This is a genomic window from Kitasatospora mediocidica KCTC 9733 (assembly GCF_000744225.1).
Taxonomy (GTDB): Bacteria; Actinomycetota; Actinomycetes; order Streptomycetales; family Streptomycetaceae; genus Kitasatospora; species Kitasatospora mediocidica.
Genome location: NZ_JQLN01000005.1, coordinates 1,635,001 through 1,648,105, shown reverse-complemented (window position 1 = coordinate 1,648,105; position 13,105 = coordinate 1,635,001). Strand labels below are relative to the sequence as shown.

The following is a 13,105-nucleotide window of genomic DNA, read 5'->3' as shown; positions in this document are numbered from 1 at the left end:
CGACTCGTCACCGGGCATCCCCTGCCCCTGTGCCCGGAGGAGCCTTGCCATGTCCGAAACCGTCGCCTGCCCGCCCGCCCCGCCGATCGAGACCGCGTGCTGGTTCCCTCGCCACCCCAAGTCGGCCGGCCGGGCCCGGATGCTGCTCCGGGAGTTCCTGTCGACCCGACCGGGCGGTGAACTCTACGTCGAGGCTGCTGAGTTGGTACTCAGCGAGCTGGTCACCAATGCACTCGTGCACGCCCGCACGAGCCCTGGTCGACTGATCATGGTCCGATTCGAGCTCCCGCCGGACCGGCTGCTGCTGATCGAGGTGCACGACGCGAGCCCGAAGGCGCCGACCGCCCGCCGCGCGACCGGCCCGGAGGGGTCCGAGGCGGCGGAGTCCGGCCGGGGGCTGGTGCTCGTGGAAGCCCTGTCGACGGACTGGGGCTCACGCCCGCGCGCGGGAGGCGTCGGCAAGTGCGTCTGGGCCATCGTCGCCCCGGAGGGGTCGGGTCCGGATGCGGGTCACGACTGCGCAACTCTCTGACGCTCAGTCATTGCCTCCTGACAGTCTGTCCGCTGTTCGCCCACACGAGCAGCAGCAGAAGCAGCAGGAGTAGCGCTATGAGCACCCCGGATCACGGCCAGCAGGAACCGCCGCCACCGACATCACCCCCGACACCGCTCCACCCGCCTCAGCCCACGCAGCCACCCCTGCCGTCCTGGGGCCAGCCGGCCGAGGGCACCGCGTGGCAGCCGTCCGCCCCGGAACGCGCGGGCATGTCGAAGAGCGCCGGGATCACACTCGGGATCCTCGGTGCGGTCATCGTCGTCGGCCTGTGCGGCGCGGTGATCAGCGCATCCGGCAGGAGCAGCGCACAGCCACCGGCCACCCCGCTCGTCGTCACCGCTTCTCCCGTACCAAGCATGGTAGTTGCGACGAGTGCGGCAGCCGCTTCGTCCCCCTCCGCCCCCACGAATCACAATGCCGACTACGCCACCGGTCAGGCGATCGTCGCCTGGTACAGCGGTGGCGGCCAGGACAAGGCGGCCGCGATCGCGACGGACGCCGGCGCCATCGGCACCGACGCGACGAACCTCGACTCGCAGACCATGGCCGCCGACTGCGGCTCCCTCAACGGCCATATCCAGGACGCCCAGAACTACGCGGCGTTCCCTGACGCCGAAGGACAGGAACACTGGTCCAAGGGGCTCGACCTCTACAAGCAGGCCGCCACCGACTGCATCCTCGGCGCGAGCCTCATGGACGCCAACGCGCTGACCCGGGCCGCGAACGAACTGGCGCTGGGCGCCACCGAGATCTCGCAACTGACCGCCCGGGTACGGGAGATCAGCGCGGCCGCCGAGTAGCCGGGCAAGTCACCGCCGCTGCCGTGACCGGACCGGCCACGGCAGCGGCAACGGCAACGGCAACGGCAGCGGCAGCGGCAGCGGCGTCACACGGTGACGCGGACGGTCAGAACGCGTTCGTATGCACGGGCCCGCCGACGGTGAGCGCCCAGCCGCCGGAAATGACGGGGTTGGTCTGCGGGAGGCTGTACTTCATGATGCTGTAGGAGCCGCCCTGCACTCCGGTGGCCACCACCTTCACATCGGAGGTGGTCCAGTGGCCGGCGGCGCAGTCCGCCGACTCACAGGCGAATTCCACCAATTTGCCGGTGGCGGTGGCGGTCGGAGAATCCCAGCCCTGCCAGGTCAGGCCCTCCAAGGTCGTGGCCTTGGTGGCGCCGCAGTCCATCACGAGCGCAGCGGGTCGCGCGACCTTCTTGTGGTCGCACTGGATGATCGTGGCGCCCTGCGCGGCCGGCTGCTGGGTCGCCGACGCGCCGGCCGACGGGGCGGCGACCGGTCGCGCAGCGCCGGGCGAAGCCGCAGCCGTCGGCGCTGCGGTCGGTTGCCCGCCAGCCGGTTGCACCGCAGCCGGCTGGCCCGCTGTCGGCTGCGCGGTCGCGCTGGAGACCGGCGACGACAGCGCCGGGCTGGGCACGGTGGTGGCTGTCGTGGACGGCGCCGGAGCCGCCGACTTCCCCCCGCCACCACAGCCCGTCAGCGCGACCAGCGCAGCGGTGACAGCACTCGCGACGATCAGGCCTGGGCCGAGTCGTCGTGCCCTGTTCGAATTCCATGATGCGCGCATCATGCCCCCCGGTGAAGAAGATCAGCGATTTCCCAGGAGGACGCTGCCGCCGGACCACCGGTTGCAGCCAAGGGCGGCCTGTTTTTCCGTCAATTCAGCTGCGCTGAAAGGGACCCCGACGGCACGGCACAGCGGCAGCTCAGCCGTAGAGCGCGTCGAGCCCCAGGAGCAGCACATCGCCGCGCGCCGCCGCCTCCGCGCGCAGGGCGTCGCTGAAGCCGGCGGCGCCGAAGCAGGCGAGGGCGCACCGGCCCTCCGCGAGCAGATAGCGCGCCCCACGGAGGAGCGGGCTCAGCGGAGACAGCACGGTCCGGCAGAGCCGGCCGTCGAACTCCTCCAGGCTGCCTGGCACGTCGTCGGCGAGGAACTGCCGACGGTAGGCCGGCGTGCCGCCGAGTACGGCATGCAGCCGAGCGCCGCATCCGGCTCTCGGCCGTCTGGAACCGGTCCGTCTCGCGCTGGATGAGCGAAACCAACTCCGGTGCGACCTTGGCGAGGTAGGGGAACTCGTCGATGACCACCAGGAACGGCCCGGTACCGCGCCCCGGGGCGGCGAGGTCGAACAGATACGACATCGCGTCGTCCCAGGTGGCGAAGGAGAAGGACACCGGCGACCCGGTGTCCTTCGCCAGTGCCGCCACGGGTAGCGCTCAGGAACCGGCGACGGCCCGCAGCCGGGGCAGGATCTCCTTGCCGTAGAGCTCCAGGAAGCGGTCCTGGTCGGGGCCCGGGGCGTGGAAGACCAGGTGGTTGAAGCCCAGGTCCAGGTATTCGGTGATCCGGGCGACGTGCTCGTCCACGTCGCTGGAGACGATCCAGCGGCTCGCGGTGCGCTCGACCGAGAGCGCGTCGGCGCGGCGCTCCATCTCGATCGGGTCGTCCACGCCGGTCTTCTCGTCCGGGGTCAGGGCCAGCGCACCCCAGTAGTGGGTGTTCTCCAGCGCCCGCTGACGGTCCGGGTCGAAGGAGACCTTGACCTCGATCATCCGGTCCAGGTCCTGCAGGCTACGGCCGGACTGGGCCGCGCCCTCGGCCAGCGCGGGCATCAGGATGTCCGCGTAGAGCTCGCGCCCCTTGCCGCTGGTGCAGATGTGGCCGTCGGCCAGCCGCCCGGCCATCCGCGTGGTGGCCGGGCCGGCGCCCGCGACGTACAGCCCGACCGGGATCTCGGGCAGGTCGTAGATGGTGGCGCGGTCGCAGCGGTAGAACGTGCCCTCGAAGGTGACCCGCTCCTCCGTCCACAACTTCTTGATCAGGGTGATCGACTCCTTGAGGCGCGCGAAGCGCTCCTTGGGCTCCGGCCACACCGTGCCCGCGGGCACCTCGTTGAGGGACTCCCCCGATCCGAGGCCCAGCACCACCCGGCCCGGCGCCAGGCACCCGAGCGTGGCGAACGCCTGGGCGATGACCACCGGGTTGTAGCGGAACGACGGTGTCAGCACGCTCGTCCCGACGGTCACTCGCTCGGTGCTCGCGAGCAGCGCGCCCAGCCAGGGCAGCGCCGCCGGAGCGTGGCCGCCGGTGTGCCGCCACGGCTGGAGGTGGTCGCTGATGAAGACCGAGTCGAAACCGTGCTTCTCCGCTTTCACGGAGAAATCCAGCAGTTCACGTGGCGCGAACTGCTCGGCGGACGCCTTGTAGCCGAACTTAGTCACCTGCTGAGACCCCTCTGAGTGGACGACCGGGCCTGATGACCCCGCGTCACCAAGCTATCCGAGGGTCGCGTTACGGACGTTAAGACAACGCCAAGACTTCCGGGTTCTGGCAGTGCGCGGCGGGCGGCCGGACCGCCACCATGACCACGGCAGCGCGAGCGGGAGGCGCGCTGCCCGGTGCGGCAGTCGCTGTCGCACCGGGCCTTCGGGGTGGGAGTCAGCGGTGCGTGATTTCGTGGGGACGGCGATGGCCTTCCCGGCGGTGCTGTTCAGCTTCGCGCTGGCGGTGGTGGTCGGGTACTGGCTGCTCGTACTCATCGGGGGCGTCGGGCACGGCGGCGGACACGCGGGCGGGCACGGCGGGGGGCACGGCGGACACGGGGGTGCCGCCGTGCAGCATGGGGGAAGCGGGGGGCACGGGGGCGGTCGGGGTGTGGGCGGAGTGTTGTCGGCAGTGGGACTCGGGGGAGTTCCGATCACCGTCGTGGTGTCGCTGCTGGTGGCCTTCGCCTGGTTCAGCGCCCTGGCCGGGGAGCTGGCGGGGGGGCCGGGGCTCGGGGGAGCCCTGGCGGGGTCCGCGGCGGCGGTGGCCGGCGGGTGGGCGGGGGCGAGGCTGCTGGTCTCGCCGCTGCGCCGGCTGCTGCCGCAGCCCGGACCGCCGCCCTCCCGGCTGGACTTCGTCGGCAGCCGCTGTGTGATCCGGACCGGCCGGGTCGGGCCCGACTTCGGGCAGGCCGAGGTGCACGCCCAGGACGGCTCGGCCGCCCTGGTGCAGGTCCGGCAGAGCGACGAGGACGCGGCCGGCGCCGGCAACGCGCTGACGGCGGGCACCACGGCGCTGATCTACGACTACGACACGGACGGCGAGTTCTTCCGGGTCATGCCGGAAGTCGCCTTCGACTGATCGACGACCGAGCACCGGCCGATCGCCGACGAGACGTCAACTGACCATTCAAGAAGGACCATTCATGTCTGCACTCGCCATCGGCATCGGCGTGCTCGTCGCCGTCGTGCTGCTCATCGCACTCGGCTCGATGATGCTGCTGGGCCGGCTGTTCCGCAAGGTCGACCAGGGCCAGGCGCTGATCATCTCCAAGGCCAAGCACGTCGACGTGACGTTCACCGGCGCCCTGGTGATGCCGGTGCTGCACCGGGCCGAGGTGATGGACATCTCGGTGAAGACGATCGAGATCTCCCGCACCGGCCGGGAGGGCCTGATCTGCCAGGACAACATCCGGGCCGACATCCGGATCGCCTTCTTCGTGCGGGTCAACAAGACCGCCGAGGACGTCATCAAGGTCGCCCAGGCGATCGGCACCGACCGGGCCAGCCACCAGGAGACGATGCAGACGCTCTTCAGCGCCAAGTTCGCGGAGGCGCTCAAGACGGTCGGCAAGCAGCTCGACTTCGTCGACCTCTACACCAAGCGCGAGGAGTTCCGGGACCGGATCGTCCAGGTGATCGGCACCGACCTGAACGGCTACCACCTGGAGGACGCCGCGATCGACCACCTGGAACAGACGCCGCTGGTCCAGCTGGATCCGGCCAACATCCTGGACGCCCAGGGCATCCGCAAGATCACCGAACTCACCGCGCTGGAGCACATCCGCACCAACGACTACCAGCGCAACGAGGAGAAGGAGATCACCCGGCAGAACGTCGACGCCCGGGAGGCCGTCCTGGAGCTGGAGCGGCGCAAGGCCGACGCGGAGATCCGCCAGCACCGCGAGATCGAGACGCTGCGGGCCAAGGAGGAGGCCGAGACCGCCAAGGTCCAGGAGGAGGAGCGGCTGAAGGCGCACTCCGCGCTGCTGCGCACCGAGGAGCTGCTCGGCGTCCAACGGGAGAACCAGGCCCGGGAGATCGCGGTGGCGGAGAAGAACCGCGAGCGGGTGATCGCGATCGAGACCGAGCGGATCGAGAAGGACCGGCTGCTGGAGGTCATCAACCGCGAGCGGGAGACCGAACTCTCGCGGATCTCCAAGGAGAAGGAGGTCGAGGGCGAGAAGCGGGCGGTCGCCGAGGTGGTCCGGGACCGGATCGCGGTGGACCGTACGGTCGCCGAGCAGGAGGAGGAGATCAAGCGGGTCCGGGTGGTCCAGGAGGCCGAGCGGACCCGGCAGGCGCTGGTGATCACCGCCGAGGCGGAGGCCCAGGAGCGGCTGGTCAAGGACATCAAGGCGGCCGAGGCGGCCGAGCAGGCGGCCCACCACCGGGCCAAGGAACAGCTGGTGCTGGCCGAAGCCCGCCAGCAGACGGCCGAGTTGGAGGCGTCGGCGGCGATCCGGCTGGCCCAGGGCGAGCAGGCGCAGGCCGCCGCCGAGGGGTTGGCGGCGGCGCAGGTCAAGGAGCAGGACGCGGCGGCCGGCGAGAAGGTCGGGATGGCCGAGGCCGCGGTCCTGGAACGGAAGGCGTTCGCGGAGGCGGCCGGCATCCGGGCCAAGCTGGAGGGCGAGGCCGAGGGCCTGTTGCAGAAGGCGGCGGCGATCGAGAAGGTCGGCCTCGCGGAGGCGGCCGTCAACGAGCGCAAGGCGCTGGCGGAGGCCACCGGGATCCGCGAGCGGCTGCTCGGCGAGGCGGCCGGCCTCAAGGAGAAGGCCGCGTCGATGGCGGCGCTGGACGACGCCACCCGCGGGCACGAGGAGTACCGGCTGCGGTTGCAGGCCGACAAGGAGGTCCGGCTGGCCGGGCTCGACGTGCAGCGGCAGATCGCCGAGGCGCAGGCCGCCGTGCTGGCGGCCGGCCTGGAGGGCGCCGACATCGACATCGTCGGCGGTGACAGCGTCTTCCTGGAGAAGCTGGTCGGCGCGGTGTCGTTCGGCAAGGGGGTCGACGGGTTCGTCCAGAACTCGTCCACGGTACGACAGTTGGGCGCCGACTGGCTGGACGGCTCGCAGAGCTTCCCGGACGACCTGACCCGGGTGCTGAGCGCCCTGGGCGGCGGGATGCCCGGGCTGAGCGGCACCGCGCTGCTCCAGTCCCTGCTCAACACCGCCGGGCCGGAGGTCGTCGAACAGGTCAGGGAGTCGATGGCCGCCACGACCCCGGCAGCCCCGCAGCTGCCCGCCAAGAGCCTGAACGGCAAGAAGTAACACCGAGAGCAGCAGGAGAGAACGACGATGGGCGCGGAAGCGGACGGCTACCAGCTGCTGCGGACACGACTGGCGGACCGGGCAGCCGAGTTGGGGCGGCGGGCCGAGGCGCTGAACGCCCGTCGGCAGGAGGTGTTCGGGGCGCCGGCGCTGGAGCTGACCGGCTCACTGCGCCTGCGCACCCCCGATGACTGCCTCCCGCGCGATCTGGTCCCGGTCGGCCCGCAGACGGTGCTGCTCGGAACGGACGCGGCGGAGGCGATGCTCTCCCCGCACGCGGCGGCGGGCGGGGAGAGCGGACACACCGTGCCCGGGCTGTTGGACGACGCCAGGTTCCGCCTCGACCTGGCCGAACTGCTGCGCTACTACCGCGACGCCCGGCTGCTGCGTCTGCACCGCACCCCCGCCGGGCGGCTGCTGGCGGTCTTCCGGACCGGCGAACGCGCCGAGGACGTCCGGGTGTTGCGCTGGCAGCTGACGCGCGACGGCGCCGAGTACCTCGACAACCGGGGCGAGCGGGACCTGCCGCAGATCCCCGACTACGACGTGCGCTGGACCCGGACCGGTCGCGAGCAGCAGCTGCCCGGGCGGTTCCCGCGGATCTCGGTGGCGGACACCGTCTTCGTCGGGACCACCGGCGGCAGCCTGACCGTCACGCTGGACCCCGACACGGACACCGAGGAGCACGTCCGGCACCGCGAGCCGGTCGACGAGCCGCTGCAGAGCCTGGCCGACGCCGAGCTGTCGTACGCGATCGCCGGACCACTGGTACTGCTGCGGGTGCGCCCGTACAACGAGCCGCACGAGCGCCACCTGCTGGTCAACACCCGCACCGGCGAGGTCCGCCGCCGGGACGCGCTCGGCCAGGGCTGCCGGCTGCTGCCGGCCGACCAGGGCCTGGTCTTCCCCGGCGGGTACGAGCTGGCCGACGGCACCGGGCGCACCTTCCGGACCGACACCGAGGGCCTGCGTTTCGAGGCCGCGGTGCCCTCGCCCAACGGCGAGGACCTGCTCTACGTCTTCCGCCACCCCACCGAGAGCCGCACGCTGCTGCTGCCCTGGAACACCGTGCGCAGGGAGGCCTCCGGACCGCTGACCGGCACCGCGCACGCGCTGCTGGCCGACGGGACGCTGCTGCTGCTCCGGCCGGCCCAGGGCCCCACCCGGACCCACGACGCGCAGGTCTGGCGCACGCCGTTCGCCTCCGCCGAGCACGCCGCCGCGCAGCCGATGGGGGACGGTCCGCTGGAGCGGATCGGCAACGCCGAGCTGGTCCGCGGCCTGGCCGCCGTCCTGGACGTGGTGCGCACGGCCGTGGCCGAGCCCGCCGAGGGGGCCGCCGGATCCGACAGCGAGGCGGTCCTCCTGGACGCCTGCGCCAAGGCCGCCGACCGCCACCACTGGCTGGCCGAACCGGAGTTGTTCGACCTGCGGGCGCCGCTGGAAGAGATCCGGACGGCCGCCGAGCAGCTGGGCGCCGAGCACCGGCGCCGGACCGAGCTGATCGAGCGCGCCGCCGCCGCGCTCGGCCGGGCCGAGGCGGCGGCTTCCTCGCTGATCCGCCGGGCCCAGGGCGAACCGCCCGCCGACGCCGCCGGCTGGGTCGAGCGGCTCAGCGAACTCCGGACCTCCCAAGGAGAGTTGCTGACCCTGCGGGACCTGCCCGAACTCGACCGGGAACGCCTGGAGGCGATCGCCGGGCGGCTCGGCGGCGAGATCGAGGCCACCGCCGAGCGCGCGGTCGTCTTCCTCGCCCGCCCCGACGCCTTCGCCGGGCCACTGGCCGACGCGATGGCCGCGGCCGACCGGGCCGGAGCGATCGGCACGGCGGCCGAGGCCGGACCGTTGGCCGGGCAACTCACCGCCCAGGCAGCCGCGCTGGCCACCGTGACCGACGTCGTCACCGGACTGCCGAGCGAGGACGCGACGGTCGGCACCGCCGTCCTGCTGGCCGTCGGCGAGGTGCTGGCCGCGGTGAACCGGGCCCGCGCGGTGCTGGAGAGCCGGCGCCGCGACCTGCTGGCCGAGGAGCACCAGGCCGCCTTCGCCGCGCAGTCCGCGCTGCTCGCGCAGGCCGTCACCGCGGCGCTGGAGAGTGCCGGCTCCCCCGCCGAGTGCGACGACCAACTGGCCCGGCTGCTGCTGCGGTTGGACGATCTGGACAGCAGGTTCGCGGACTCCGGGGAGGCGGCACAGCAGCTCGGCGCCCAACGCGAGGAGTTGCACCGGGCCTTCGCCACCCGGCGGCAGGCCCTGCTGGACGCCGCCGCCGCCCGCGCCGAGCGGGTCGCCGAGTCGGGCACCCGGGCGCTGGAGGCGCTGCGCCGCAGGCTGGCCACGCTGACCACCGCACAGGAGGTGCACACCTGCCTGGCGGCCGACCCGATGGCCCTGCGGGTCCGGGCCGGTGCGGCCGAACTGCGCGAACTCGGCGACCCGGTCCGGGCGCAGGAGGCCGAGGACGCCCTCGCCGCGGCCGCCCAGCGCGCCGTCCGGGCCCTGCGCGACCGGGCCGAGCTCTCCGCCGACGGCGGCGCCACCGTCCGGCTGGGCCGCCACCGGTTCGCGGTGCGCCGCGAGCCGGTCGAACTGACCCTGGTGCCGGACGGCGAGGGCCTGGCGTTCGCCGTCACCGGCACCGGCTACCGGCGTCCGGTGCGCAGCACCGACTTCGCGCGGACCCGGCCGTTCTGGACCCAGCCGCTGGTCAGCGAATCCCCCGAGCTCTACCGCGCGGAGTACCTGGCCACCACCCTGCTGGCGGCCGCCGAGCGCGGCGGCGACGGCCTGTCGGTGGAGCAGCTGACCGAGGGCCCGCTGCTCCCGCTGGTGCGCCGGGCGGCGGAGAGCGCCTACGACGAGGGCTACGAACGCGGCGTGCACGACCAGGACGCCGCCGCCATCCTGCGCGCGCTGCTGGAGCTGCGCACGGCCGCCGGCCTGCTGCGCTTCCCCGCCGCCGCGCGTACGGCCGCGCAGCTGTTCTGGGCACACGCGGTGGACGAGCCGGCCCGCGCCGCCTGGCAGCTCCGGGCGAGTTCGCTGCTGCGGGCCCGGGACGCCTTCGGCCCGACCCCGGCACTGGGCGACCTCGCGGCCGAACTCAACGCCCGGGTGGCCGAGTTCACCACGTCGCTCGGCCTGCCGGCGGGCGGCGAGCAGGCCGGCGGCTATCTGTTGGAGGAACTCGGCTCCGCCGAGCGGGGATTCGTCACCGGCGCCGGTGCCCGCACGCTGCTGGAGAAGTTCCAGCGCGCCGTGGGCACCCCCCAACTGATCGAGGACCTGCGGGCGCTGGGCTCCGACCTGGCCGCCCGTCACCAGCTGGCCACCGCCTGGCTCGGCGCCTTCGCCGCCACCGCGGGCCCCGACGCCGCCCGGGCCGACGCCCCGGAGATCACCGAGGCCGTCGCGCTGCTCTGCGCGGACGCGCTGCCGCGCTACGACTGCGCGGCCCCACTGGCCGCCACCGTCGACGGGCTGCTCGGCGCGCACCCGCTGATCGCCGACCGCCGGCTGACCGTACGGATCGACGAACTGCCCACCCGCGCCGAACGGTTCCGCACCGAGCGGGTCCCCGCCTACCGCGCCTACCAGCGGCAGCGGAGTGAACTGCTGGGCGCCGAGCGGAGCCGGCTGCGGCTGGACGACTACCGCCCGCGCCCGCCGGCCGGCTTCGTCCGCAACCAGCTGATCGACCAGGTCTACCTGCCGCTGATCGGGGACAACCTCGCCAAGCAGCTCGGCTCCGCCGACCTCCCCGGCGCCGACCGCAGCGGGCTGCTGCTGCTCGTCTCCCCGCCCGGCTACGGCAAGACCACGCTGATGGAGTACGTCGCCGACCGGCTCGGGCTGGTGATGGTGCGGGTCGACGGCCCGGCGCTCGGCCGCGCCACCACCTCGCTCGACCCGGACCGGGCGCCCGACGCGGCCGCACGACGCGAGGTGGAGAAGATCGTCTTCGCCCTGGAGGCCGGCAGCAACGTGCTGCTGTACCTGGACGACATCCAGCACACCTCGCCCGAGCTGCTGCAGAAGTTCATCCCGCTCTGCGACGCGCAGCGCCGGATCGAGGCGGTCAGCGACGGGCAGCCGCGCAGCTTCGACCTGCGCGGGCGGCGCTTCGCGGTCTGCCTGGCGGGCAACCCGTACACCGAGTCCGGAGCGCTGTTCAGGATCCCCGACATGCTCGCCAACCGGGCCGACGTGTGGAACCTCGGTGAGGTGCTCTCCGGCCGGGCCGACCTCTTCGCGCTGAGCTTCCTGGAGAACGCGCTCACCGCCAACCCGGTGCTCGCCCCGCTGGCCGGCCTGGACGGCGCCGAACTGCGCCGGCTGGTCGCACTCGCCGCCGGCGACCCGGCCGCGCAGGCCGACCGGCTGGAGCGCTCCTACGACGACCTGGACCGCATCCTGGCCGTGCTCGGCCGGCTGCTGCACGTCCAGCGGACCGTCCTCGCGGTCAACCGGGCCTACATCGCCTCCGCCGCGCAGGCCGAGGCGGACCGCACCGAGCCGCCGTTCCTGCTCCAGGGCTCGTACCGGAACATGGCGAAGATCGCCCAGCGGGTGCTGCCGCTGATGGAACCGGCCGAGCTGGAGGCGGTGATCGACGACCACTACCTCGCCGAGGCGCAGACCCTGGGCGGCGCCGCCGAGGCCAACCTGCTCAAGCTCGCCGAGCTGCGCGGCCGGGCCACCGACGGGCAGCGCGCCCGCTGGGAGCAGCTGAAGGCGGCCTACGCGTGACGGCCTCAGACCCGCTGGTTCGGCCAGTCCAGCAGCCGGGCACCCATCGCGGCCGTCTCCAGGGTGTAGCGCTGCAACGCCTCGTCCGGGTCGAAACCGGTCAGCTGGGTGATCCGCTCCAGCCGGTAGGAGAGCGCCCGCACGCTCAGGCCCAGCCGGCGGGCGGCCTCCGCCGCCACGTAGCGGGTCTCGGCGTAGGCGGCCAGCGTGTCGAGCAGCGGGCCGGCGCCGCCGCGGGCCGTCTCCAGCGGGCCGAGCACGCTGTGCACCAGATCCGCCATCGCGGCCCGGTCGCGCAGCAGCACCGGCAGCACCAGCAGGTCCGCCGCCCGCAGCAGCGGTCCGGGCAGCCCCAGCCGGGCGGCCTGCTCCAGCGCGGCGGTGGCCTCCTCGTAACTGCGCACCACCCCGCCGGGACCGCTGTGCGCCCGTCCGACCGCGACCCGGCGACCCTCCGTCAGCGCGGCGAACCGGGCGATCACCGCGCCGCCGTCCGGCCCGTCCTCGTGCACGCCGCCGGGGAGGCTGGGCGCGATGCAGACCAGCCGCCCGTGCTTGACCGCCAGTAGCACGTCGAGGTCGCCGAAGCGGCCCATCAGCTGCTGCTCCACCCGGCGCACCACCGGGTCCTCCACGTCGTAGCCGTCGCCCTCGGCGACCGCCACCACGTGCCGGCAGGCCAGGTTGAGCCCGAACCGGGCGGCATGCTCGGCGAGTCGGCCCAGGTCGCTGCGGTTGCTCAGCAGGTCGGCGATGAACTCGCGGCGGCCCGAGTCCTCCTGGTGCATCCGCTGGTGGCTGGCCCGGCTGTGCCCGTCGCCGAGCGCGGCGACCGCGCTGCGCAGCGCCAGCAGGGAGGCCGCCTCCACCGGGCGGCCCTGCCAGGCGCCGGAGACGGTCGCCAGATGCTCGTCGATCAGCTCCGGCAGCGAGACGCCCTCGCCGGCCGCCTGCTCCCCACGGCTGCGCAAGCCGTCGAGCTCCTCACGGCGCAGCCGCCGCCCGGTCCGGGCGACCTCGCCCAGCAACTCCGCCCAGGCCGTGGCCATCAGCGCTCTTCTCCCCCGTCCGTGGAATGTGACGCGTCAGCGTATCCGGCGGCGGAGGGCGTAAGTGATCTAGGACCGGCACAGGACCGACCGGTCAGGAATCGAGAAGCGCGGCCACCGGGCCGCAGCTAGCGTTTCGGCCATGGACATCGGGTCCCCGGCATCCCCGGGACCCCCGACCTCAGGAGTGACCGACCGTGAGCGACTCTTCCACCCAGGGCGTCAAGACCATCCTGCACCCCGTGACCGACCTCCCGAAGGCCAAGGCGGTGTACGCCGCCCTGCTCGGCGTCCAGCCGCAGAGCGACTCGGACTACTACGTCGGCTTCGAGGCCGAGGGCCAGCAGATCGGGCTGGTGCCCGGCGGTGCGCAGCAGGGCATGACCGGGCCGGTGGCCTACTGGCACGTGCCGGACA

10 protein-coding genes (1 of these 10 cut by a window edge) are annotated in these 13,105 nt (G+C 73.3%); 6 read left to right on the top strand and 4 right to left on the bottom strand.

Features of this window, described 5'->3' with window-relative positions; all coding sequences use genetic code 11:
* Positions 1–49 precede the first annotated feature (49 nt).
* Positions 50–532: an ATP-binding protein gene (locus BS80_RS21195; RefSeq protein ID WP_051966862.1), complete on the top strand. Its 483-nt coding sequence runs from the start codon at positions 50–52 to the stop codon at positions 530–532.
* 77 nt (positions 533–609) lie between these two features.
* The gene (locus tag BS80_RS21190; RefSeq protein ID WP_157536433.1) at positions 610–1,356 is read left to right on the top strand and encodes a hypothetical protein; all 747 of its coding nucleotides are present in this window, start codon (positions 610–612) and stop codon (positions 1,354–1,356) included.
* A gap of 106 nt (positions 1,357–1,462) precedes the next feature.
* Here BS80_RS21190 and BS80_RS21185 read toward each other — a convergent pair whose 3' ends face one another.
* The 3 genes from BS80_RS21185 to fgd form a co-directional block, all read right to left on the bottom strand.
* On the bottom strand, positions 1,463–1,993 hold the full coding sequence (locus BS80_RS21185) for a hypothetical protein (protein ID WP_035799650.1): 531 nt from the start codon (positions 1,991–1,993) through the stop codon (positions 1,463–1,465).
* 289 nt (positions 1,994–2,282) lie between these two features.
* On the bottom strand, positions 2,283–2,495 hold the full coding sequence (locus tag BS80_RS42935; protein ID WP_035799648.1) for a hypothetical protein: 213 nt from the start codon (positions 2,493–2,495) through the stop codon (positions 2,283–2,285).
* A gap of 298 nt (positions 2,496–2,793) precedes the next feature.
* Complete coding sequence (gene fgd / locus BS80_RS21175; RefSeq protein WP_035799645.1) at positions 2,794–3,798, bottom strand: glucose-6-phosphate dehydrogenase (coenzyme-F420); 1,005 nt, start codon at positions 3,796–3,798, stop codon at positions 2,794–2,796.
* Between the two features lie 223 nt (positions 3,799–4,021).
* Between fgd and BS80_RS21170 the strand changes: the two genes are divergently transcribed.
* From BS80_RS21170 to BS80_RS21160, 3 genes are all read left to right on the top strand, one after another.
* Positions 4,022–4,702 carry a hypothetical protein gene (locus BS80_RS21170; RefSeq protein WP_051966861.1) on the top strand — a complete coding sequence of 227 codons (681 nt, stop codon included), beginning with the start codon at positions 4,022–4,024 and terminating at the stop codon, positions 4,700–4,702.
* A 64-nt stretch (positions 4,703–4,766) separates the two neighbouring features.
* Positions 4,767–6,890, top strand: coding sequence for a flotillin family protein (locus BS80_RS21165; RefSeq protein WP_035799640.1), 2,124 nt, complete (start codon positions 4,767–4,769; stop codon positions 6,888–6,890).
* Positions 6,891–6,917: 27 nt separating this feature from the next.
* Positions 6,918–11,639 (top strand): DNA repair ATPase, encoded by a 4,722-nt coding sequence (locus BS80_RS21160; RefSeq protein ID WP_035802215.1) that lies wholly within the window; start codon positions 6,918–6,920, stop codon positions 11,637–11,639.
* 5 nt (positions 11,640–11,644) lie between these two features.
* Here BS80_RS21160 and BS80_RS21155 read toward each other — a convergent pair whose 3' ends face one another.
* On the bottom strand, positions 11,645–12,688 hold the full coding sequence (locus BS80_RS21155) for a PucR family transcriptional regulator (RefSeq protein ID WP_035799638.1): 1,044 nt from the start codon (positions 12,686–12,688) through the stop codon (positions 11,645–11,647).
* Between the two features lie 197 nt (positions 12,689–12,885).
* Here BS80_RS21155 and BS80_RS21150 point away from each other — a divergent pair, with 197 nt between their 5' ends.
* Positions 12,886–13,105 carry the 5' portion of a VOC family protein gene (locus BS80_RS21150; RefSeq protein WP_035799636.1) on the top strand. Its footprint extends 137 nt past the window's final position, so 220 of the gene's 357 nt are visible here — the first part of the coding sequence; it begins with the start codon at positions 12,886–12,888; its stop codon lies beyond the right edge, outside the window.

Excerpts from the sequence above, each read along its gene's own strand:
- BS80_RS21165 (WP_035799640.1), top strand. The coding sequence starts at position 4,767 with ATGTCTGCACTCGCCATCGGCATCGGCGTGCTCGTCGCCGTCGTGCTG.
- BS80_RS21190 (WP_157536433.1), top strand. The coding sequence starts at position 610 with ATGAGCACCCCGGATCACGGCCAGCAGGAACCGCCGCCACCGACATCA.
- BS80_RS21155 (WP_035799638.1), bottom strand. The coding sequence starts at position 12,688 with ATGGCCACGGCCTGGGCGGAGTTGCTGGGCGAGGTCGCCCGGACCGGG.
- BS80_RS21195 (WP_051966862.1), top strand. The coding sequence starts at position 50 with ATGTCCGAAACCGTCGCCTGCCCGCCCGCCCCGCCGATCGAGACCGCG.
- BS80_RS21160 (WP_035802215.1), top strand. The coding sequence starts at position 6,918 with ATGGGCGCGGAAGCGGACGGCTACCAGCTGCTGCGGACACGACTGGCG.